This window comes from Enterobacter sp. RIT418 (genome assembly GCF_003057745.1).
In the GTDB taxonomy this organism is placed as follows: Bacteria; Pseudomonadota; Gammaproteobacteria; order Enterobacterales; family Enterobacteriaceae; genus Enterobacter.
Window position 1 is genome coordinate 61,589 of the sequence record NZ_QBJD02000007.1, and the last position, 21,330, is coordinate 82,918.

General features: G+C 54.7%; 23 protein-coding genes and 3 tRNA genes. 4 read left to right on the forward strand and 22 right to left on the reverse strand.

The window, feature by feature from the left end:
- Window positions 1–8: 8 nt before the first annotated feature.
- From DBY73_RS09970 to DBY73_RS10040, 15 genes are all read right to left on the reverse strand, one after another.
- On the reverse strand, window positions 9–965 hold the full coding sequence (locus tag DBY73_RS09970; RefSeq protein ID WP_112011001.1) for a spore coat U domain-containing protein: 957 nt from the start codon (window positions 963–965) through the stop codon (window positions 9–11).
- Window positions 956–3,247, reverse strand: coding sequence for a fimbria/pilus outer membrane usher protein (locus DBY73_RS09975; protein WP_258458429.1), 2,292 nt, complete (start codon window positions 3,245–3,247; stop codon window positions 956–958). The genes DBY73_RS09970 and DBY73_RS09975 overlap by 10 nt, the downstream gene beginning before the upstream one ends.
- Window positions 3,168–3,944: a molecular chaperone gene (locus tag DBY73_RS09980; protein WP_112011003.1), complete on the reverse strand. Its 777-nt coding sequence runs from the start codon at window positions 3,942–3,944 to the stop codon at window positions 3,168–3,170. The genes DBY73_RS09975 and DBY73_RS09980 overlap by 80 nt, the downstream gene beginning before the upstream one ends.
- A gap of 2 nt (window positions 3,945–3,946) precedes the next feature.
- The gene (locus DBY73_RS09985; RefSeq protein ID WP_112011004.1) at window positions 3,947–4,444 is read right to left on the reverse strand and encodes a spore coat protein U domain-containing protein; all 498 of its coding nucleotides are present in this window, start codon (window positions 4,442–4,444) and stop codon (window positions 3,947–3,949) included.
- A gap of 32 nt (window positions 4,445–4,476) precedes the next feature.
- Window positions 4,477–5,019 (reverse strand): helix-turn-helix transcriptional regulator, encoded by a 543-nt coding sequence (locus tag DBY73_RS09990; protein WP_112011005.1) that lies wholly within the window; start codon window positions 5,017–5,019, stop codon window positions 4,477–4,479.
- The gene (locus DBY73_RS09995) at window positions 5,016–5,654 is read right to left on the reverse strand and encodes an EAL domain-containing protein (protein WP_112011006.1); all 639 of its coding nucleotides are present in this window, start codon (window positions 5,652–5,654) and stop codon (window positions 5,016–5,018) included. Before DBY73_RS09995 ends, DBY73_RS09990 begins: the two co-directional genes overlap by 4 nt.
- Window positions 5,655–5,833: 179 nt before the next feature.
- Entirely contained in the window at window positions 5,834–8,125 is a 2,292-nt protein-coding gene (gene opgB, locus DBY73_RS10000) for a phosphatidylglycerol--membrane-oligosaccharide glycerophosphotransferase (protein ID WP_112011152.1), read from the reverse strand.
- 271 nt (window positions 8,126–8,396) lie between these two features.
- Entirely contained in the window at window positions 8,397–8,879 is a 483-nt protein-coding gene (locus DBY73_RS10005; RefSeq protein ID WP_112011007.1) for a DUF2501 domain-containing protein, read from the reverse strand.
- Window positions 8,880–8,965: 86 nt separating this feature from the next.
- Entirely contained in the window at window positions 8,966–9,703 is a 738-nt protein-coding gene (gene dnaC / locus DBY73_RS10010; RefSeq protein ID WP_112011008.1) for a DNA replication protein DnaC, read from the reverse strand.
- Window positions 9,700–10,245 carry a primosomal protein DnaT gene (dnaT, locus tag DBY73_RS10015; protein ID WP_112011009.1) on the reverse strand — a complete coding sequence of 182 codons (546 nt, stop codon included), beginning with the start codon at window positions 10,243–10,245 and terminating at the stop codon, window positions 9,700–9,702. The genes dnaC and dnaT overlap by 4 nt, the downstream gene beginning before the upstream one ends.
- A gap of 115 nt (window positions 10,246–10,360) precedes the next feature.
- Window positions 10,361–10,789: an organic hydroperoxide resistance protein gene (locus DBY73_RS10020; RefSeq protein WP_010427173.1), complete on the reverse strand. Its 429-nt coding sequence runs from the start codon at window positions 10,787–10,789 to the stop codon at window positions 10,361–10,363.
- Between the two features lie 83 nt (window positions 10,790–10,872).
- The gene (locus DBY73_RS10025) at window positions 10,873–11,325 is read right to left on the reverse strand and encodes a MarR family transcriptional regulator (protein WP_112011010.1); all 453 of its coding nucleotides are present in this window, start codon (window positions 11,323–11,325) and stop codon (window positions 10,873–10,875) included.
- Between the two features lie 41 nt (window positions 11,326–11,366).
- The gene (locus DBY73_RS10030) at window positions 11,367–12,008 is read right to left on the reverse strand and encodes a TetR family transcriptional regulator (protein WP_112011011.1); all 642 of its coding nucleotides are present in this window, start codon (window positions 12,006–12,008) and stop codon (window positions 11,367–11,369) included.
- A gap of 66 nt (window positions 12,009–12,074) precedes the next feature.
- Window positions 12,075–12,548: a threonine/serine exporter gene (locus DBY73_RS10035; RefSeq protein ID WP_112011012.1), complete on the reverse strand. Its 474-nt coding sequence runs from the start codon at window positions 12,546–12,548 to the stop codon at window positions 12,075–12,077.
- Window positions 12,539–13,315: a threonine/serine exporter ThrE family protein gene (locus tag DBY73_RS10040; protein ID WP_112011013.1), complete on the reverse strand. Its 777-nt coding sequence runs from the start codon at window positions 13,313–13,315 to the stop codon at window positions 12,539–12,541. The genes DBY73_RS10035 and DBY73_RS10040 overlap by 10 nt, the downstream gene beginning before the upstream one ends.
- A gap of 384 nt (window positions 13,316–13,699) precedes the next feature.
- Between DBY73_RS10040 and DBY73_RS10045 the strand changes: the two genes are divergently transcribed.
- Together DBY73_RS10045 and bglJ are read left to right on the forward strand one after the other, a co-directional pair.
- Window positions 13,700–14,437, forward strand: a complete 738-nt coding sequence (locus tag DBY73_RS10045; RefSeq protein WP_112011014.1) for a LuxR C-terminal-related transcriptional regulator — start codon at window positions 13,700–13,702, stop codon at window positions 14,435–14,437.
- A complete protein-coding gene (gene bglJ / locus DBY73_RS10050) occupies window positions 14,434–15,072 on the forward strand; it encodes a DNA-binding transcriptional activator BglJ (RefSeq protein WP_112011015.1) in 639 nt (212 codons plus the stop codon). The genes DBY73_RS10045 and bglJ overlap by 4 nt, the downstream gene beginning before the upstream one ends.
- A 36-nt stretch (window positions 15,073–15,108) precedes the next feature.
- Here the strand turns inward: bglJ and DBY73_RS10055 are convergent, their stop codons facing one another.
- On the reverse strand, window positions 15,109–15,567 hold the full coding sequence (locus DBY73_RS10055) for a YbaK/EbsC family protein (protein ID WP_112011016.1): 459 nt from the start codon (window positions 15,565–15,567) through the stop codon (window positions 15,109–15,111).
- Window positions 15,568–15,895: 328 nt separating this feature from the next.
- Between DBY73_RS10055 and DBY73_RS10060 the strand changes: the two genes are divergently transcribed.
- Window positions 15,896–17,242: a PTS sugar transporter subunit IIC gene (locus tag DBY73_RS10060; protein WP_112011017.1), complete on the forward strand. Its 1,347-nt coding sequence runs from the start codon at window positions 15,896–15,898 to the stop codon at window positions 17,240–17,242.
- A gap of 47 nt (window positions 17,243–17,289) precedes the next feature.
- Here DBY73_RS10060 and fhuF read toward each other — a convergent pair whose 3' ends face one another.
- Window positions 17,290–18,078 (reverse strand): siderophore-iron reductase FhuF, encoded by a 789-nt coding sequence (fhuF, locus tag DBY73_RS10065; protein WP_112011018.1) that lies wholly within the window; start codon window positions 18,076–18,078, stop codon window positions 17,290–17,292.
- A 91-nt stretch (window positions 18,079–18,169) separates the two neighbouring features.
- Window positions 18,170–19,234, reverse strand: a complete 1,065-nt coding sequence (locus DBY73_RS10070) for a diguanylate cyclase (protein WP_112011019.1) — start codon at window positions 19,232–19,234, stop codon at window positions 18,170–18,172.
- 214 nt (window positions 19,235–19,448) lie between these two features.
- Here DBY73_RS10070 and DBY73_RS10075 point away from each other — a divergent pair, with 214 nt between their 5' ends.
- Window positions 19,449–19,718 carry a DUF1435 domain-containing protein gene (locus tag DBY73_RS10075; protein ID WP_181573228.1) on the forward strand — a complete coding sequence of 90 codons (270 nt, stop codon included), beginning with the start codon at window positions 19,449–19,451 and terminating at the stop codon, window positions 19,716–19,718.
- A 40-nt stretch (window positions 19,719–19,758) separates the two neighbouring features.
- On the opposite strand, the gene DBY73_RS10080 is transcribed toward DBY73_RS10075, so the two are convergent.
- The 4 genes from DBY73_RS10080 to rsmC all read right to left on the reverse strand — a co-directional run bounded on the left by DBY73_RS10080 (window position 19,759) and on the right by rsmC (window position 21,278).
- Window positions 19,759–19,844: transfer RNA gene (locus DBY73_RS10080), tRNA-Leu, on the reverse strand.
- A 31-nt stretch (window positions 19,845–19,875) separates the two neighbouring features.
- Window positions 19,876–19,962 (reverse strand) — tRNA-Leu (locus DBY73_RS10085).
- 28 nt (window positions 19,963–19,990) lie between these two features.
- Window positions 19,991–20,077, reverse strand: a tRNA-Leu gene (locus tag DBY73_RS10090).
- A gap of 172 nt (window positions 20,078–20,249) precedes the next feature.
- The gene (rsmC, locus tag DBY73_RS10095) at window positions 20,250–21,278 is read right to left on the reverse strand and encodes a 16S rRNA (guanine(1207)-N(2))-methyltransferase RsmC (protein WP_112011020.1); all 1,029 of its coding nucleotides are present in this window, start codon (window positions 21,276–21,278) and stop codon (window positions 20,250–20,252) included.
- Window positions 21,279–21,330: the final 52 nt, after the last annotated feature.

The window sequence follows — 21,330 nt, forward strand, 5'->3', positions numbered from 1 at the left end:
TTCGCTGTTTAATAAGTCAGGGTGATTAGCACATCATCACTGAATTCCCCCGTGCCGCTCAGGGGCTGCGCCGGGACCTCTCCGTAGACGGTATAATTCTGCATGCCGCCTGCGGGGTTGATGACCTGCATCGCATCGCCGCTGCTTTGGTCGCCCCAGCGTTGGGTGGTCCCCGCATCCTGCCAGAGGCCGTAGCGCAGGCACTTGCCTTCATCGTTGCACAGCTGCCGCTGATTGCCGCTGGCATGATTGCCTTTTCCCATCGCGAGCGTGAACGCGGTTCCGGCTGGGCAGCGCGTGGTGAGGGTGGCGGTGGAGCGCGTCGGGCGCAGGGTAGCGGTGCTGCTCAGGGTGCCGAAGTTAAGCGGCGTCACGCGCTCGATGTAGCATCCCTGGCTGATTTCGGCCTGCGCGTTGGTGCCGCCCTGCACTTCTTCCCCTTCTGCGGAACCGTCCGAGCAGTTTTGCAGCGCATCCTGACGCATGGCGCTGTGCCAGGCGATGCGCAGATTCATGTTGTAGTTGTAATAGTGGTATGCCGGAAGCTGGCTTTGCCCTGACGGTATGGTGGCAATAAGCGGAAAGCTGCCGCTGACGTTGGCATTGCTATCCGCGGCCAGGGTCTGCTGAATCAGGTTCCCGCTGCTGGCTGGCCCCAGCTCCTGAGCGCGCGCTGTGCCGTTAAGCAGGCGGAAGAGAAGGGTGTACTGTTTCCCCTCCTGGTCCCCCGGCGAGATCATCTGAAAGGGCGGGGCGTCGATGCTGCTGAGGCAAACGTTGATGTACTCTGTCGCCCCGAGATTATCCGCCTGACAGCTAAATTTTACCTCGGTGTTGACGGAGGTGGTATTGCCCGCAACGACGTTGCCAAAGTTAATGGCGGGCGTGGAGGTTATCCAGCACTCTGCGGCCATCACCTTAATGGACAGGACGATCAGCAATAATAACGGCACTCTTAATGACACAGTTGTTCTCCGATATTCTGTATGGATGACGCGGTACGCGGCGCGGGAAGCGTGACCCGGCACTCTCCCTCACCGGTTTTCACCACCAGTTGACCCGGCAGGGGTGGGTCTTCAAGCCAGATAAACCCATCGCGTCCCACGATGGTGCTGCCGTGTGGCGTTGAAACGATGCTGCCCAGCGGGAGCGGCGTGCCGCGGCTGTCGACCAGCCTGGCCTGAACCGTCACGGCGTGATGGACGTTGAAATCGACTTTTACCGCGCTGCTGTTACCCGGCCTGGCATACATGTCGGTGACGGGGGCGATGACATCGGCAGGCAGGTCAAGCGGGTTAATGCTGACTTTGCTGTTGTGGTAGCGCGGCAGGTCGGTCAGTAGGATATAACCGTCCTCATCGGTTTCGCCTGCCGGGCGATTTTCCAGCATCACCGGCACGTGCCCGATACCGCGCGTTGAGACCAGCGCTAAGCCCTGCTCGCTGTAGCGCAGGGGGTGCAGGCTGTGATCCAGCAGCGTCAGGCTGCCTTCGGCAGAGGCGTACTGATTGCTCGCGTTTGCGCTTTTCTCCAGCCCAACATGCCACTCTCCGGCGTGGCTCAGATAGCCCACGTCACCATACGTTTCCCGGCGTTCGCCAACGTTTTGCCCAAGTTGCCACGACCAGCCGCCTGTCTGGTCGTCTGGCTGGTGGCGATAGTCCATTCGCGGCGAATCCTGGTTTGCCTGGAGTGAGAGGGTGTTCTGGCGCCCAAGAGGGACCGAGAGCAAAAGCTGAACGTTGCTCGACGAGTCCGTAAACGCGCGGGTATAGCTCAGCGTGGCGGAAATATGCGCCGGTAGGGTAACGGACCAGGAGGCGTTGAAATAGCGTTGTTTATTGCCCTGTATGTCTTGTTCCACCCAGCCCAGGCCTGGCGTACCCAGGTGTGAGAATGAATGGCTTAACCACACGCTATCGCTGCGCCTGACGGGCACGGCACCGCTCATGCGGGCATTATCGGCGAACGCAGGATTGGTACGCACGGTGCTGGCAGAGATGCTCGTCCCGCCGCCGTTCCATTGCCAGCCAAGACCCCACTGTGTCCCCTGACCGTATGGGCTGTCGCTCACCGCGACGTGTTGGCTGACAATGCCGGCGTTTGGGGATATCAGCCAGTCAATCCCCGTTCCGATATTGCGCAGTTTATGCTGCTGCTCCGTATGTAGCGCCAGCGTCAGCTGGTTGTTGACCCCATAGCGCCAGCCGGCGTCGAGCATCGGCGACGCGGCGTAGTCGTCGGAGCGCTGGGCGTAGTTTTGCCGCATCCAGCCGATGTCCAGAGAGCCGCTGCTAAGCCCTTCGGCCAGCATTCCCGGAGCCCCGTATACATCAAGCTGTACGGTACGACGCTGGCCGTTGATATCGGTAATGACCAGCTGCGCCTGTCCGCTTCCGGTGAAGGTGGGTAGAGCATCCAGCGTAAACGCCCCCGGCGTGACGCGCTGGCTGCTCTCCCTGAGCCCGTCAATGTAAAGATCGACCGTTGAAGGCAGGACCGCCGTGTCGCTGTAGCGGCTACGCGGTTCGGTGTTGAGATGGGGATCGAGTTCGAAATTACGCGCCCAGTGCAGGCCCCCAAAGCGGACCTGCCGACTCCAGCGCGTGCCCGTGGTGATGCTGTCTCCCAGCGCCAGGGTGGTCAGCGAATCGGTGTTGTCCCACTGCCAGCGGGATTCAAGACGCGTATGGGTGGGCCGGGCGGCGCTGTTTTCCTCTCCGGCATGGCTTGAAAAGCTGCTGCTAAGCGTCCCGGGCAGCACCCCGGACGCGGTCCACTGGGTCTGGGCATTCAGCTGGCGCTTTCCCTGAGCATTGCTGGCGTAGAGAGCGTAGCCGAGCGTAAATGCGCTGATGGGCTGGGCTTCGGGATAGGCGTATTGCTGGGGCGATTTTTCGAGCGTCAGATGCTGCTGCCCCTCGAGCGCCTTTGCCTCGGCCGTAATCGACACCTGCTGGGCAAGCAGGTCAATATCAACCTTCAGGCCCGGCAGGGCCGTCAGTTCAACCCATCCGCCGTGGTTATCTGGGGCGCGGAGCCCCAGTTTTTTGACGTCGCTGTCGCTAATCCACAGCGTATCTTCCACCACCCGGCAGGCCCATAGATCGCCCCGCGGGGCGCGATTAACGGTGATGGCCAGCCATTGCACGGTGTCGGCGGCACCATCAGCGCGGGCTGACAGCATCAACGGTAGCCAAAGCAGGAGCGCGATAAGCGAGAGGGCGCAGGGGTATCTGGCTGGCATGGAGATCATCGTTGAGGTAGACGCGTAACGCGCTGAGCGTATGGTGTGGTGCTTGCTTAAGTTTCACCAGAGCGGTCTGTCCGGGCAGTACATAGCCCGCCAGGCCTTTAACCGATCCCGCAACCTGCCCACTGGCCGTCAGGGCCTCAAGATGGCTTAGGCGAATATGGCTTTTTCCGGCGTTATAGCATCGGATAACCGCCGGGCTGTCTGCCTGTTCACAGCTCAGGGCATCGCGACCGGCGGGGCTATTCTGGGCACCGGCAATAAACACCGGAATCGAATAGCGCAGCAGGAAGTGCACGCCGTTGGGATTGGCCGAATGGGAAGGGCTATCCGGCAGCTCATCAATGACCAGCCGGTAGCTTTGCTCTTGTTCACGGATGTCTGGCTGCATGACGATAATGCGGACCAGCTGTTGCTGGCCCGGCGCCAGCGCGGTCATCGCCGGGCTGCTGACGACCTTATCGGTGGCGACCAGGACATCCTGACCGTTTTTCTGTGTCCATTCGTATACCCGTAACTGTGCATGAATGGCCGTTTTTCCGCTGTTGGTGAGGGTGACCGCTGCCGCTCTTTGATCGCTTTGCATACCAAGCGTGACGGGGGCCACCTGCAGCGTGGCGGCCAGCGCGTAGCGTGACAGCAGCGCCAGCGTCAGGATCCACAGAATGAGGCAGGGAAAATAACGACGCACGATCAGTACACCAGGTTTAAGGTGATGTCGTCGCTGTAGGCGCCTGCCTGTGCAGTCGTCAGGGCACCCGCGTCAATCACGCCATAGAGCGTCTCTTTCTGCTGCTGACCGTTGCCGGTGTCGGTTAGCCCATCGGTGCTGGTGATTTGCGTCTGCTTGCCCTCGTCAGCAAAGAGTTTCCAGGCGATCTTCTGGGCGCCCGTTTCGCCGTTTTCCGGCTTCAGCCAGAAGGTGCCGTTCTCGCTGCTGTCGTTACTGATGGCGGAGAGAGTGAACGGGGTACCGTTGGTACAGACAATATCGACCTGCGTGCTGGCCTGAATTTCGCCCGATTCATCCGAGCCGTGGCTCGCGAAATTGAGGTCGTTGGCTTTGAGAGTGCAGGACTTCACCACCTCAAGCGAGACGTGCATCGTCGCGCTTGCGGTATTGTCTGCGGCGATCGCGGCCGCAGGAAGCAGGAGAGCGGAACAACATACAGCAGTAGTGATAATTTTCATGATCTTATTTCCTGACATGAGTAACAGTGCAATTACAAAGAGAATGACCAAGCGTCCAGCAGGCAAAGTTTTCGATGAAAATCCGCCATGCTGCGACAGCAAAATTTGTTCATCGCGTTACGCTTGTGGGTGTAGATCGTTTTAGGTGATTTTTTCAGGATTTTTGCAATGCGGACCGGAGTGAATCCTTTATGCAACAGCATGCATACCCGCATCTCCTGATCCGAGAGCGTGGCGGCGTTTGCGAAAGCGAATGTCTTGTCGCTAAAACTGTGGCTCAGCTGCGCAAGAGATAGGTTATCCGCGACCACTCTGACCCGCGCGTTGCGCAGGCAGGCGTTAACGTCGCAGACTCGCGCGGCGTCCGTAAATACCAGCCAGTTCTGTCCGAGGTGGGTATTAAGCAGCCGTTCCTGTAGGCGCAGAAGCCCTTTAGGCGTAACGTCATCGATCCAGTACATCTCCGGACGGGGAGTGACCGCCGCTGAAATCATCGAATGTAGGCCAAGCCATAAAAAAGCATTGTCGCTTAGAATAATGACCTGATAGCCAGCGTTGGGAATGAATGGCGTCATGTTTTGTCCCACAGATAGCCCTGGCCGTAGTCAGCCACGCTGGCACGGGCCAGCTCGAAATCACCCACGGTTTCGATGCCTTCTATCAGCACCTTGCTGGCGACGCGCTTGCACTGGCGAGTGAGATGCAGGAACTTCGCCTGCTCGGTGCGTCCGCTCCAGAAGGTGTGTTTGTCAATTTTGATGCCGCAGAAGCGGATCTGGCTGGTCAGAAGGTTGGGAAGAATGTCTTCGCAGACATCGTCAGCCCACGCTTCGATCCCCCACTGATGGAGCGTTGCGATGCATATCCGCAGGGTTAGGCTTTGCGCATCGTTGAGCTGTACCAGCGCATGGAGATCGGTGACCTCGATCGCAAGCCTTTCCGGGTACGGCGTTTCTTCTTTTATCCTGTCGAGGAAGTCCGTTTCCAGCAGCAAATCCGATGTTGCGTTGAGATAATACTTTTCTCCCGCCTCGCAAAACATGGCATGACGAAGCTGCGCAAAGAAGTGCGCCTTACGCTGCGCCAAGGACATCGAGCCAAAGTAATCTTCGAGATCGACGTGGGGATTTGCCGTGGACAATACCTCCCAGGCAATCACATTTTCGCTGCGAAGTGCCCGGATGGATTCGAACTTATAGCCGGTAAGCATGATAAAAGTGCGTAATGCTCCGTTATGATTCATAGAGCAGCACATGTTATTTATTTATCTTTTTGCGGGATATTTATAAATTAAATCGGGAAATATAAAGTGTTTTTATCTAATTTATAATTGTTATATAGGATTATATATTTTCATAAGTGCCCGGCAGAATGCCGGGCACGGGCGCGTTAACCTTGTGCACTGACGATTTTGATTTCGACCATGCCAATCCCCAGCTTGCGCGGAGAATGGCCGAGAATATTCCCTTCGTTCGTCGACTGCGGCTGCGGCGGAACGATGACAACGGTATTGCTTCGGGAGGGATTGTCGAAGCGCAGCGTCGTGGTGCTGACGTCGTGTCCGAGCGTCAGGGTTTGTTCTTTATCACCAACGCGCACGGGAATAGGCTGGCTGGCATTAGGCCCAAACGCCTTAGCCGTAATCACCAGATCGAATTTTTCCGGCAGAGTCTGCGCGTACTCAATTTTCACCTCGTCCCCCAGCTGGGCGTTAGACCAACGCCCCCAGGATTCCGGGCGCGAGATCCCGCTGAACTGCTTCACCTCTTCCGGCGCGCCGGCCACGTTAAAGATAAAGCTGTCCGCCTTATAGCGAATATCGTTGTCGACAATTTTCAGCATATCCACGTTGCGCTGATAGCGGGCGGTATCAACGACCGTATCTCTGAACGCGGTTTTGCCTTTCCACTGCGGCTTATCAACGTGCTGAACGGTTTGTTCGCCCCCGAGCTGGCCCTGAGAAACGCACCAGTCGGTTGAAAGCGACAGCGGCTGCGACCAGAGCTGACCCATCTTGTAGCATCTGTCGACCCAGACGAAATTATCGCGCGGGGCAAAATCAGCGAGCTGGAAGCGCAGCGGCGCGGAGTATTCACTTTCCGGCAGCGGCTCGACGCGCTTGTCAGAAACGCGCAGCAGCAGCGGCAGGCGGAAGTGGCTGCCGGAGAAGGCAATCATGCTTTTATCCCGATCTATCGTGAAATCTTTCATCTCCTTCGGGAAGTTCCACAGGCGGATGATATCCGGCTTCCACGCGAGGATTTTTTCCTTCATGTTGAGGAACACTTCCGACAGCGACTGCCCCGACAGCGTGCTGCGCCCCAGGCCGATAAAGTTATCGCCCCCCAGAATATCCAGCACGGTGGCGCCGTTATCCATGGAGTTGCGCTTGGTGGCGATGACCTCCTGCTGAGGTTTGTCGCCGCGAAGGACGAAGAACAGATTGCTGCGATCGAGCTTGTTGAGATCGTCCCATGCGCTGTTTTTCATTGCCAGGTGGTCGGAAGAGACGACGATGACCGTATTTTTAAAGTACGGCGAGGCTTTGATTTTCTCGACCAGCGCCGCGATATGCTCCTGGCTACAGGCGACGGCGCTGAACGATTTATTGCTTTTACCGTTCACGTCGTAGCTTTTGCGCTGGCAGGTGCGCGAGACAAAGCCGTCCGGATGGTGGGTATCCACGGTCAGGGCAAAGAGCGAGAAGCGTTTGCCCGCGCGGGAGAGTTCCTCAAATTTCTTCCAGGTTTCGTCCAGCACCGTGTCGTCGTAAAAGCCCCAGTCGTTGCGGTAGGCAGGATCGGCGACCGTGGTCTTTAGCTCTTCCGAACCATACAGATGGTCAAACCCGTGGGATTTCAGGAACACGTCTTTTCCGGCGAAGCGCAGGTTCGCGCCCTGCATAAAGTAGTTTTCGTAACCGGAGTTTTTTAGGATATCGCCCAGACAAATATTCTGCGGGAAGAAGCTCGACATCGACGCCGAGGCGTTCCCTTCAAACGGCGCAAAGAGCGGGATGCCGCACTGGGAGACGACCATACCGGCGATAGTATAATCCGTGCCGGGCAGCTGCACGGTGTGGCTAAAGTCGAGGCCTTCGTTTTTTAGCGCGCCAAGTTCGGGCGTCAGGTTGGGGAAGGCGTCGTTATCAAAATAGGTACGTTCCAGGCTTTCCCCGTAGATATAGACGAGGTTGAGCTTAGGCTCGGCAATCTTTTTCGACGGCTCTTTGTAGTAGGCGACAAAATCCGGATCGCCATCGCGGGACTGGGATTTCACCAGTTCCGTAATTTGGTGAAATGCCGGGCTGGCATCCACTGACGCCAGCGCCAGAATAAGCGCCAGCACGCTGTAGCCGAAATGATAGGGATGGTGTCGACGACGGCGCAGCACCCAGGCCAGTGAGCCGAAGATGGCTACCAGCGCAACAACCAGGCCTAAGCCTGGAAGTATGTACTTACCAACTCCTGCGCCCGTCAGGCTGTTCGTCAGGGTATAGAGGACGGCATCGTTAATACCGTCACCGGTGAAGTAATCGCTGGCATATAAGGTAATGTTTAAAACAATAAAAATGCCGAGAACGACCAGCGTGGCGATAAACCACCAGGTGTTGCGGCCAGCTTTCCAGGCGTAAATGCCGATGGAAGCCATAAAAAGGACAAGGGACATTAACTCTGACAACAGCATATCCTCATGACGCCAGTTGCTTTGCTGGCTAAGCGTTTATTTTTTGGGTGATACAATGTAATCGCGATGTCGTTAAGCTGCAATTTTAGTGTCACAAAAGTGTGCTGTGGTTAGGATTTGGTTTAGAAAATCGTTTATTTGACGGCGGTCGCATCCAGGCATGAGGACGCTGAGAGAGGGCTTATGGGGGGAAACGCTCATTTCACGCCGCGTTGTAATGCTAATGCAATAAACACGGCATGTTGTGGCAGAAAATGGGGGGCGATCAGGAGAGGAAATTAACGCCCTGTTTTAACACCAGATCGCAGGCTTTGGTTTTCACCTGTTTACCCAGAGACGAGTTGCCGAGGGTGTCCAGGTTGAGCTGCTGGCCGTTTTTCGCGTTGAGCAGGCCCTGAATCCCGTCCATGTAGTTGGTGTCTTGCTTCTGCTCCTGGGTGTCCAGGCCCAGCTTGCCGAGCACCTGATTTTTCACGTTTTGCGCGTCGGTAACGGACGCCAGCTTTTGCTTCGCGCAGTATTCCAGAATCCCGGCCGCGTTGTTCATGGTGCCCGCGCTCAGGCTTTGCGAGCTGTTGCCGAGCAGGCCGGTCAGCGAAGACGCGGACAGTCCGCCCTGGCTTTTGCCGCTGTCTTTAGTGAGTTCATTCGCGGCGCTGGTCAAAGAATCCTGCCAGGATGCCGCCTGCGCCGTGCCTGCAACCAGCAGAACGCTAAAAAGTGTGCTGAAGAGAATCTGTTTTTTCATCGTGGCTTACTCAAAATAGGTCCGTTTTGGGCCGGAAGTCGAACCAGTATAACGCCAGGGTTCGACGCACATTCATAGCAAAAATCCTAATACTCTTTGCCGGTGACGCGGCTGCGATAGCTTTCCCAGTCGAAGATGACGTACAGGCTGTTGCCGAGCTTCATGCGGTCCATGACGCGCTCGCCGAGCAGGCGGGTCATCTCGTCAATATTATGGTTGGTCAGCATGCCCGTTGGGCGTTTTGAGGAGGAGCGGCGGTCGACAATCTGGTTGATGATCACCTTTTCATAGCGCGATTCGGTTTGCACGCCAATTTCATCGATGACCAATAAATCCACGTTGCTCAGGTCGTTGAGCAGCTGTTCTTCGCTGGTTTCACGGTTGCTGAACGTGTCTTTCATGGCGGACATGATGTCGGCAACGGTGATAATCAGCACCGACTTTCCGCGCAGCAAGAGCTCGTTGCAGATGGCGGCCGCCAGATGGTTTTTCCCGGTGCCGGGCTTGCCGCTAAAGATAAAGCTGGCGATGTTGCCGTCGAACTCGTCCACATACTGGCGCGCGGCGGCGAGAGCGTTCATCTGCCCGGTGGTTTCTACCTTGTAGTTATCAAACGAGCAGTTCTGGTGCAGCGGGCGGATGCCCGAGCGGTTGAAGGTGCGCTGCATTTTCATGGCGCGGTTTTCCCGGGCGAGCGCCGCCGCGCGGATTTCACCCTGTTCCTTTTGCCAGGCCAGCAGCTCTTCACCCGTGGTAAACGCGGGCTTGACGTTGGCGGGCATCATCTTCTGCAGACGTTTCATCAGGTCGCCGACATTTTTCATTTAGCACCTCGGAATCCGTTAGGGATCTGTTTATCCGGTTCTGAAAAAGCGTTGATATCCCGCTTAGGCTGGCCATTATTGCTGGCGCGGTTGATTTGAATGCTGCGCGCGAGCTTTTGCTGCCACTGTATATGATGGAACACTTTCCCTTCCGCCTGCCAGTACGCGGTAAATGCGGCAAGCTCTTCCGGGGTGACGGGCTGTGAAAGCGCGATGCCCCACAGTGCGGCCAGCCGCAGGAAGTCTGCATCCGGCTGCCAGCCCGCATACATGGCAAACTTGCCCATGGGAACGGCCACCGGCCCGCTCGCCGGCTCTTCGAAAAATTGCGTGTCCAGGCTTACGTCGCTCGGCGGGCGAGACAGTCGCGCTTCGGTTTCCAGTAGCTGTGCCAGACGTTCCGGCGTGATTGCATAGAACGCCGGAGCGTTATCGGCAAAAACCGCAAGCGTGCCTTTTTCGGCATGCGTCAGCATACCGCGCGGATCGCGCATAAAGGCATCAATGCCAGCGATGCTGGAGGTCAGGATTCTGGAGGACATAACACTTTCTCAACTGGGTTACTACGGGCGTGATTGGGGCTTATGGTAGCACAAGGAGGGGGAGGGAAGGAGAGGGATGATATCCTCTCCGGGACGGAGAGGATAGTGAACGCGACTAGGCGATAATGTTCAGCGTCACGTCGATGTTGCCGCGCGTGGCGTTGGAGTAAGGGCACACGATGTGGGCCGCATCGACCAGTTTTTTCGCTTCAGCAGGGTCCATGCCCTCGACGTGGATGTTCAGTTTGGCTTCAATACCAAAACCGGTAGGCAGCGGGCCGATACCCACTTCGCCTTCGATAAATGCTTCTTTAGGCAGGGCGAATTTATCGCGGGCGGCAACGAACTTCATCGCGCCCAGGAAGCAGGCCGAGTAGCCCGCGGCGAACAGCTGCTCCGGGTTGGTCACTTCGCCGCCCATGCCGCCCATCTCTTTTGGCACGCCCAGCTTCACGTCCAGTACGCCATCGGAAGAGGTTGCGCGGCCGTCGCGGCCACCGGTTGCTTTTGCTTTGGCTGTATAGACAACTTTTTCTAAAGACATGGCAGGTTCCTCATTTTATTTGAAGTGCGCTATTAAATAGCGTGCGATTTATGTGGGTAAATAAAGACGCGTAAAGTATAGCCCTACGCCCGCTGTAGCTGTTGTCGCAAAAACTCAAGCTGCTGCTTGAGCGCCAGCAGGGTGTCGGAATCACACTTCGCTGCGCACCCGACGGCATGCGGAATGTCGGCGGCCTGCTGCTGCAGCTGACGTCCTGCGTCACTCAGCGTAACGGCGACCTGGCGCTCGTCCCGTCGGGAGCGCTGGCGGGTGATAAGCCCGGCGCTTTCCAGGCGCTTGAGCAGCGGCGTCAGCGTGGCAGAGTCCAGGAACAACCGCTCACCGATGTCGGATACCGTTACGTCATCCTTCTCCCACAGCACCAGCATGACCAGATACTGCGGGTAGGTCAGGTTAAGCGGTGCCAGCAATCGCCGGTACAGCTTATTAAGCGCCAGATTTGCCGAGTAAAGGGCAAAACAGAGCTGGTTATCCAGCATAAGCGCTTCGGCAGGAGAGTTCGTTTTTGCGTTCATGAAATGAATATAGATAGTGCGCGATATAATTGCAAGCGATTTTATGGGCAGGTGTAGCGTAGGGCAACCTGTACCGCCATTTTACGGTAGTGTTCGCGCTGAGCCGCTTCGTTAGCCCCCTCTTCAAACAGCAGGGTAAAGGTGTAGCTGTTTGCGACGTAGTGGAAGCTGAAGCTGCTGATGAGCCTGTGTAGATCGCGGGCATCTACCGTATCGTTGAAGAGCTGCTTCGCTTTGCCGCGACGCAGGAGGTCTTCCAGAAGCTCCAGCGCGCTGCGGTTAACCTGGCGCAGGTAGCTAGACTGCTGCATAAAGCGGCCGCGCTGCATGTTCTCCATACAGATGATGCGAATGTAGTCCGGATGATCGGCATGGTAGTCAAAGGTGGTTTCAACAAGCTGCACCAGCGCTTCCACGGGCGGCATGCCGGCAAGACTCAGCTGTTTTTCGCTGGCGCGAATCTGGGTATAAACGTGCTCAAGCACCAGAAGGTACAGATTTTCTTTGTTCTTGAAATGATACACCACCATGCGTTTTGTCGTGCCTGCCTTCTCGGCGATTTGCTCCATGCGCGCGCCGTTTAGCCCGTACTCGGCAAACAGGGTAATGGCGCTCTGAAAAATTTTATCCTTCAGGCTGATGCTTTCATTATTGTCGAGATGTTCACTGTCAGGAGGAGCCACATCCTTTCCTTTTCATCACCAAACGGAGTCAGGGATTATTACCATGGCTGCATGAGAACACAAATCTCAAACGCGCGGGCGCTTACGATACAGCCACAGGCCGGGAATCGAAAGGCCGATGGACAGGGCCCCGACAATAGAAGACGCCTTCAGGAAATTACTGAGCAACAGAATCATCTGCGGTTCGCTATAGCCAAAGTGGCTGATTTTTACCGCTGAAATCATCGCCGTGTAGGCTGAAATGCCCGGGAACATGGGGATCACCGCGGCGACAGTGAAGACCTTAGGGTGCGCCAGATACCAGCGTGACCACTGAATACCAATGCTCCCCACCAGCATCGACGCCATAAAGGTTGACCATTCAATATTAAAACCTGCCGTCATCATCACCATGCGCGAACCGTGGCCAATGGCCCCCAGCAGCGCACACCAGGGCAGCGCGCGCTGCGGTACGTTAAACACCATGGCGAAACCGACGGCGGGAATGGCGGCAAGCAGCATGTCCTGAATCAGTGCGAGTAAAAATTCCATTATGCCCATCCGCGTAACCCCCACAGCGTCATCGCCATCACCACCCCGATGCAGGTCGCGAGCGTTAATAGACTCGCGATGGCCCAGCGCGCGAGGCCGGTGTTGATGTGCCCTTTAAACATATCGGCGACGGCATTAATTAATGGAAAGCCCGGCACCAGCAGCAGCACGCTGGCGGCCATGGCGATAGTGGGCGTGTTGACGAACGTGGGGACACGCAGCAGTAATCCCGACACCGTTGTTGCCACAAAGGCGGTGATGCAAAAGTTGATTTGAGGATGCATTTGCCTGTGGGTTAGCAGCTGGCGCACGTACATCGCAATGCTGCTGGCGAAAAACGTAATGGCCGCGCCGTCCCACCCGCCGTCGTTGAGTTTGCAAAAACAGGCGCACGACAGGCCCACCATGATAACAACCAGCCAGCGCGGGTAGCGTAACGGCTTGATTTGGTTGAACCGTTTCTCGACCCCTTTTAGGTCTAGCAGCTTATGTTCTGCCAGGATAACGATATGCTGAACCTCCGTCACAACGTGCATATTAATGCCGCGATCGTGGTTCTTGCGGGTAGAGGTCAGGCACTGCCCGTCTTTAATGGTGGTGAGCACAATGGCATTTGATGAGATGGCGCTTTCTACGCTGTCCATTCCCAGCGCCAGACCGAGGCGCGTGGAGAGCTCCTCAACCAGCGCGCTTTCTGCCCCGTGCTGTAATAAATAAAGCCCGCACTGAATACATAGCCGCGTTGTTGCACGTTGCCGTGACCGTTCTTCCAGCATGGATCTCCCTGACGATAAGAAAGTGAGCAGCCTTGCGGCCCGAATTGCTTACTTTTAGCACAAAGTGTGGTGCCTCTTACTCTGGGTCAGATCAAGAATTGTGCAAACAGCGATGAGGCAAGACGGCCGCGCGGGGGGGTATATGTAATAGTTATGTTTATGATGGAAATATAATAATAATAAATTAAGTTTTGCTAATTTTAATTTTTCATTCTTCTAATGCCACTTTAATTAAATTTAATTGTTATTTGTGCGATATTAGCCCTGTTTTGGGCGAATTTTAATTTATTAGGTTTGCCTATTTTTTCGCTCATGGATGAAAAATATCATACTTTGTTGAGTTTTAAGGTTATTACGTAAACGATAAAAGGACATGGAGGGCCTATGTTGCCATTGAATGGTAAACACGGAGTAGTAATCAGTAAGGTACCAGTGATGCAAAGCGGGCTTGGTGGCGTAATGACGCATCATTTTCCTGAATATGAACTGACCTATTGTCGTTCATTACAGGAATTGACGCTGCTTCAATTACGTCGCGCTTCGGTAATTATTGCGGATATTTCGGGCGATTACCGGAACCCTCGGGGAACGCTCGAGCATTATTACGGCTTGCTGAATCAGTACAGGGATATTCACTGGATATTTTTAGTTTCTCGCCCACTTTATCCCCTCGCCGTGGAACTTCTCATGCGTCCTGAAAGCACGCTGCTTTCAGATATGGAGCCTATTGAAGGCGTGGTAAAAGCGATTCGGGCCGGCAGTGAACGCGCGGAACGGATTAGCCAGACGTTATTAATGCCGGAAACACCTGCTTTAGAAGAGGAGCAAGAGAGTTTCGTTGCGCTAACGCACTCCGAACGCAAGGTCTTACGTCTGCTGGGAAAAGGATGGGGTATTAATCAAATCGCCACGCTGCTGAAAAAGAGCAACAAAACGATCAGTGCTCAGAAAAACAGTGCGATGCGTCGGTTATCTCTGCGAAGTAATGCCGATATGTACGCCTGGATCAGCAGTACACAGGGAATGCGAGAGCTGAGTTTAATGTCGGCCTATGGAGAGTTTGAGGAATGGAAAAAACCACAGCAGCAAGACATATCGCCGTCATTGAAAATTGCGCAATGAGTGCCGTCGGGCTGGAACATCTTTTTGCCCGATCTCCGCTCGATAATTACCAGGTACATGTATTCAGCAGGTTTGAAGGGTTTAAAAGTGCCTTATCCCATACGCCGTTTTTCTCATTGGTCTATTCATTGTCCGATGAACGGGAAGAGCGGCGTAACTGCCTGGCCTATTTGCGCGATCTTGCCTTTTCGCATAATCACATTCAGCGGATTGTGCTGGCGTCGGATGAGATGGAAGCGAAGCTGATAAGCCACCTGTCACCTTCTCGCCTGCACGGCATCATTAGCAAATCGGCGCCGCTTGAGCATCTTCTCGATGGACTGGTGACATTACTCAGCGAAACGCGCCGGGTGAATGACAACATGATTAACCACTGGTACGTTAGCCAGAATCGGATGCTCAGCCCGACCGAGCGCGCGATTCTGCGGTATATGTCATGCGGCTATTCGATCCCAGAGATCGCGGTACAGCTTGAACGCAATATCAAGACCATTCGGGCACATAAATTTAACGCGATGGTAAAGCTTGGGGTTAACTCTGATGTGGGGCTTCTTGATGCTGCTGATATTCTTACGCATCTGCCCGTAAGAGAGACGCATCGCTCGTTATTAAACGTTCCAGTATTTTCCGCCTAGTCATTTACAGCGCCAGCTCGTCACTGGCGCTGTCATTCAACTGCAGACGTCCACCCATTTTGCAGAGGTCAGCTCTGCCATTCTTTCCGGGGAAATACGCACGGCGCTATGAACGGCACCGGCTGCGGGCAGCACTTCGGGATACTGCTTTAACGACACATCACAAAAGACCGAAAGCGGGGTTTCCAGCCCGAAAGGGCACACGCCGCCGACGGGGTGCCCCGTAATCGTGACGACCTCATCGCTGCTGAGCATGCGGGCTTTCGCGCCAAACGTGTCCTTCAGCTTTTTGTTATCCAGACGCGCGTCACCTTTCGCTACCACAAGAATCACTTCATTCTTTACCTTCAGCGAAAGGGTTTTGGCAATTTGGCCCGGCTCGACACGGTGTGCGGCTGCGGCCAGGGCAACGGTCGCAGTACTTTGGCTGAGCTCAATGACTTCAATATCCGGAGCGTGGTCGGCAAAAAACTGCCGTACTGACTGCAAACTCATTGTTTCCTCCTGACAAATATCCTGCGTAATCTGTCATAAGAAATTATGCTCTGTAAATATCTCTTCAGTAACAAATATCCCACAGGCCTGATTTCTGGATCGCCTTCACATTCACAGAAACCGGTTACAGTAACCGGTTGCAGTACGTGATTCAGAGATGAATACTGAGTACGTAACGTTCCCTGTATCCAATAATAAGAGCCAATTATGAAACCATTCCGTTTAAGCAGTTCCGCTGGTGTACGAACCAGTCAGGTTGTGAAGCTGATTGATGGCACAACGCGTGGCGTAGATGCGCCCCAAATGAACGTCTGACAGGAGAGCCGCTATGTCTGCCAACCATGCTGCGTTTAATCTGATATTCCGCTTTGTTGAGAATTACGTTAGCCCAATTGCCGGGCGGATCTCCTCCCAGCGTCACGTTATGGCGATTCGTGACGGCTTTATTTCCGCCATGCCGTTTATGATTGTTGGATCCTTCCTGCTGGTGTTTGCCTATCCGCCATTTTCGCCGGATACCACCTGGGGCTTTGCCCGCGCCTGGCTGGATATGGCAAAGCAGTTTGAGGGCCAAATTCTTACGCCGTTTGATATGACGATGGGCATCATGTCTATCTATATCTGTGCCGCGATTGCGTACAACCTGGGCAAACACTACGTAAAGACTCACCAGCTCGATCCATTTATGTGTGCGATGCTGTCGCTGATGGCATTTCTGCTGGTGGCCGCGCCGAAAACCAAAGGAAGCCTGCCTGTTGATAGCCTTGGCGGGACCGGCATCTTCACCGCGATTCTGGTGGCCGTTTACTGCGTTGAGATGATGCGTTTCCTGAAGGCGCATAATATTGGCATTCGCCTGCCCGACCAGGTGCCGCCGATGATCAAAAACTCCTTTGATCTGCTTATCCCGGTGCTGGTGGTAGTGCTGACGCTTTATCCGCTGAGCCTGTTGATTCAGTCGCAGTTCGACATGCTGATCCCTCAGGCGATCATGTCTATCTTCAAGCCTCTGGTTTCGGCGGCTGACTCGCTGCCTGCAATCCTGCTGGCGGTGCTGATTGGCCATCTGCTCTGGTTTGCAGGCATTCACGGCGCCGCGATTGTCTCCGGCATGCTGCAGATGTTCTGGCTAACTAACCTGGGTGCAAACCAGACCGCGCTGGCTTCCAGCCTGCCGCTGCCGCATATCTTTATGGAAGCATTCTGGACGTTCTTTATCGTTATCGGCGGCTCGGGGGCAACGATGGGACTGGTAATCTGCTATCTGCGCAGCCGCTCGGCCCATTTGCGCTCGATTGGCCGCTTAAGCGTGGTGCCAAGCTTCTTTAACATCAATGAGCCCGTCATCTTTGGTACGCCGATTGTCATGAACCCGGTGTTCTTCATACCGTTCCTGCTGGCACCGATGGTGAACGCCGTGCTGGCATGGTCAGCCATGAAGTTTGATCTGATTGGCCGCGTGATTTCCGTTGTCCCGTGGACGGCGCCAGCGCCGGTCGGGGCGGCGTGGGCATTAGGCTGGGATTTCCGAGCCGCCATACTGGTCATCGTGCTGGCCTGCGTTTCAGCCATCATCTACTTCCCGTTCTTTAAGGTGTACGAGAAGCAGCTGCTGGAGCAGGAGGCGGAAGAAGCGCAGCGGAATGCTGAAGAGGAAAATCAGCAGGTAGCATGAGGCGTTTGTGCCGGGTAAGGTAAAGCCGCACCCGGCACACGACATCGTTACTTAAGGGTACAGTCCCCGCACTGCTGCACGTCCGGCAGGCGATAGCGCTGGCAGCAGGTTCGGCGTACCAGCAGCCCATCTCGCGGTACCACGGTGCGGAAAAGCGGATTATCGCGGCCGTCTGCCAACTGCCTGGTAAAGAAGCAGGACTGGCGAAGAGCCTCCACCATTTCGTCGCCGAGGAGCGGTTTCATCTCCGTTAAATACCAGTGAATCAAATAGCCGGTATTGCTCCAGATAAGTTTCCCGTTTATCTCCCCGGTCTCCTCCAGCGCATCCACGACGGGGATCAGCGCCTGAGTCACGAGCTTCTCCATGCGCGCCTGAGCGGTCAGGTGCCTTGCATTCCGGTCTTCGATAACATCGATCCAGAAACAGGCCGCCCGGCCGGTTTCATGGAACTCAACGTGGATATACTCCGGAGAGAGGTCGATCATGGTGTCCTGCGTCAGCAAAGCCACCATAAGAGGAGGCACCATCAGGCCGATATACCATTGCGCCCAAAGGGAGAGCAGCGGTTTCTTTTCCCGCTGAAGGGTTGGCTGGTTACGGTAAATATGGTCGGAATAGGCCGCCAGCAGCGACTGACGTTCTGAAGGGCGTTTCCACTGCGCCAGCGTCATCGCATGGTGCGGATGGGCTTCATCAAGCTTGATAAAATCCAGCAGGTGGGCGCGGGTGTCAGCAATTTTATCCCGAATGGCATCCGCAAGCGTCACGCTGCCCGAGGAGAGTGGAGCTCGCCAGAGGATAGAGTCAACAGCCTGTGCGGTATGTGTTGCCATAGTATGGATAGAAATCTAAATGATAATGATTGCCAATCCTAACTATAGATATTACCGATCGCAAGCCTTTTGTCGGCTCAGGGCTCTGTTTTCAGGCCGTCTGCAAGTCATCGCTTAGCAGAATGCTGTTGCGCCCCATATGCTTGGCTTCGTACAGCGCTTTATCCGCTTTCTCCAGCGCGCCTTCAATGTCTTCGTCCTCAAAAATGGCAATGCCAATACTGATCGTGACGTTTGTGGCAACGCTGAGGTTAAACATATGCGGGATTTTAAGATCGTAGACTTTCTGACGAATGTTTTCCGCCGTCTGGCGGGCGCGCTCCAGCGAGATATTGGTCAATAGCACCATGAACTCTTCGCCGCCAAAGCGCGCGACAATATCACGTGAACGCACCGCATCGCGGATGGCCGCCGATACGCGGATGAGTGCCTGATCGCCCATCATATGGCCATAGTGGTCGTTATAAGCCTTGAAGTGGTCAATATCCAGCAGCAGCACAAAGTTCTCACCGCCGTCGGGCGCTGGGAGGTTTTGTAGCCGACTTTGCAGGCCCCGACGGTTATACAGACCGGTGAGGGGGTCCATCATGCTGAGATCGGTTAGCGTTTCTCGTTCTTCAAGAAGACGTGAAAGCAGGTCCTGGGCAAAGATATCGTTGCGTCTTTGCAGCACGTGGTGGATGCCGATGGCGACCATGGGCAGGGCAAAGAAATAGGCCATGCGCAGCCAGTGTTCATGATTGCTTAACCAGAGACAGGCGATAAAAGAGGGCAATGAATGCAGCGTAAATGCTTTGATATTACTGGCAAAAGCCAGAGAACCAATGAACAGCACGGTTAATAACACCAGAATTAAATAGGACGCCTGGTCGTGAGTAATGAGTGAAAATTTAGAGACGATTTGCAGAGCCCATAAGCAGCCAAAGATCGTTGAAATAACGGGAATATTTATTTTCCGGCTACGGTGCTTCCAGTGCCAAACGAGTAGCCCGCAGCTCACGATAATAATGGTGATAAGCGGTACCGAGAGCACGCGTACGGAATAAAGCGGGTTAGTTATTGAAAATAACGCAGACGCTGCATTTAAGAACAGAAACAAACGTAAAGATAATTGATATTTGCTATTGACCAAAGACCGCCAGGAATGTGATGTCATAGTTGTGCGTTTTTATTTATATTCAATTAAAACAGGTAAATAAGCGTTGATGCGAATGGATATGTGCAAATCAGGTGATATGTAATTTTCAGAAAATCTTTATAAGACGTTAACGGATGTGCAATTTATCACCTTATAGATTCACTGTCATTATGGGAAAAGGTAAAGCAGTACAATTCGACTCCGTTGGATGACAACTGATAATTAATATCATATGATATTGGTTATCATTATCAGTGTGAGAGAGCGAATCATGTTGAGCAGGGCGCTGGGAAGTGGTTGGGGTGTTTTACTGCCTGGGGCAATCATCGGCGGTCTGATGTTTGCCGATCTCCCCATAAACGTATGGAAGGCGCTCATCGTGTCGGGGTTGCTGATGACGTCAGTGATGATCTGGCATAAGCAACTACGGCACTACGTTCTGTTGCCGTCATGCGTTGCGCTGGTCAGCGGTATTCTGGTGATATTGATGAGTTTGAAATAAAGGAAAAACGAGACGTACAGCAGAGGGGATGTAAGATAATTGGTGCGAGGGGGGGGACTCGAACCCCCACATCCTAAGGACACTAACACCTGAAGCTAGCGCGTCTACCAATTCCGCCACCTTCGCACAGTCATCTTACTTTTCGATATTGCCTCGTTGGTGCGAGGGGGGGGACTTGAACCCCCACGTCCGTAAGGACACTAACACCTGAAGCTAGCGCGTCTACCAATTCCGCCACCTTCGCCCAGTGCGAGCAATATCAACGTGATTTATGGTGCGAGGGGGGGGACTTGAACCCCCACGTCCGTAAGGACACTAACACCTGAAGCTAGCGCGTCTACCAATTCCGCCACCTTCGCATACCATCGACACTGTAAAAGTATCGTAACCACGGAGGCGCATTCTAGATGTTTTCAGCTTTACGTCAATAGAAAAATACGCATGCTGTTTTGATTGCTGCAAAAATGGGCGAAAGAGGCGGGAGATATTGCCGGCTGGCGCTAACGCCAGTCCGGCTTACGGAAGGGGGAATTACTTTTTAGCCTGACGTGTCATCACGGTGCGGTAAACCTTAAAGCGGCCCGTCTGGGCGATGACTTCGTGGAAGCCGAAGGTTTCATCCAACACTTTCGGGTACGCCAGGAAGGCGTTCGCCACGATACGCAGCTCACCGCCGCTGTTGAGGTGACGCGTTGCGCCCCGGATCAGCGTCTGCGCGGCCTCAAGGCTGGTTTCCATTCCGTCATGGAACGGCGGGTTAGAGATAATCATGTCAAAACGGCCGGTCACGTCGGAGAAGACGTTGCTGGCAATCACTTCGCCTTCAATGCCATTCGCAGCAAGCGTGGCGCGGCTGGCTTCTACCGCCGGGGCGCTGACGTCACACAGGGTTAAACGCACTTTTGGTGAGTGGCTGGCGAGTACCGTTGACAGCACGCCCGCGCCGCAGCCCACGTCCAGCACTTTGCCTTTAGTATGCGGTGTGAGAGTGGACAGCAAAAGCTTGCTGCCGACATCCAGATAGTCGCGGCTGAAAACGCCCGGCAGGGTTTTGATGGTTAAATCGTCAAGCTGATACTCGCCCCAGAATTTCTCTGCGTCGAACGCAGGCTGTTTTTCGAGGCGCCCGTGATACAGGCCGCAGCGGCGGGCGCTGTCGACTTTGTTCAGCGGCGCATACTCTTCAAGCATCTGTTCTGCGCTACGCACGCCGCTGCGGTTTTCACCGACGATGAAAATATCGCAGCCAACCGGCAGCAGGGAGAGCAGGTTCATCAGCTGGAACTGGGCTTCCGGCTTGTTTTTCGGCCAGTAGTAGATCAGCGTGTCGCAATCGGCGATATCGCTTTGCTCCGCCACCAGGCTGAAGCGCGCGCGCTCGCCCATCTGGCGGCTCAGCACCTGCCAGTGGTGGTAATACTGGGTGTGGGCACGGCTTTCAGCACAGTCGAAACGCGCAGGCAGGTCATCCTGCATATCTCCGGCAAACAGAATACGGCTTTGTTCGAAATCATCACTGTGACGCAGCAAGACTTCACTTGCCGGGGTAAATGCAGACATGAATTGTTCCTCAATAAACTCAGGCGGGGATTATAGTAGGTAGATGGCGCAG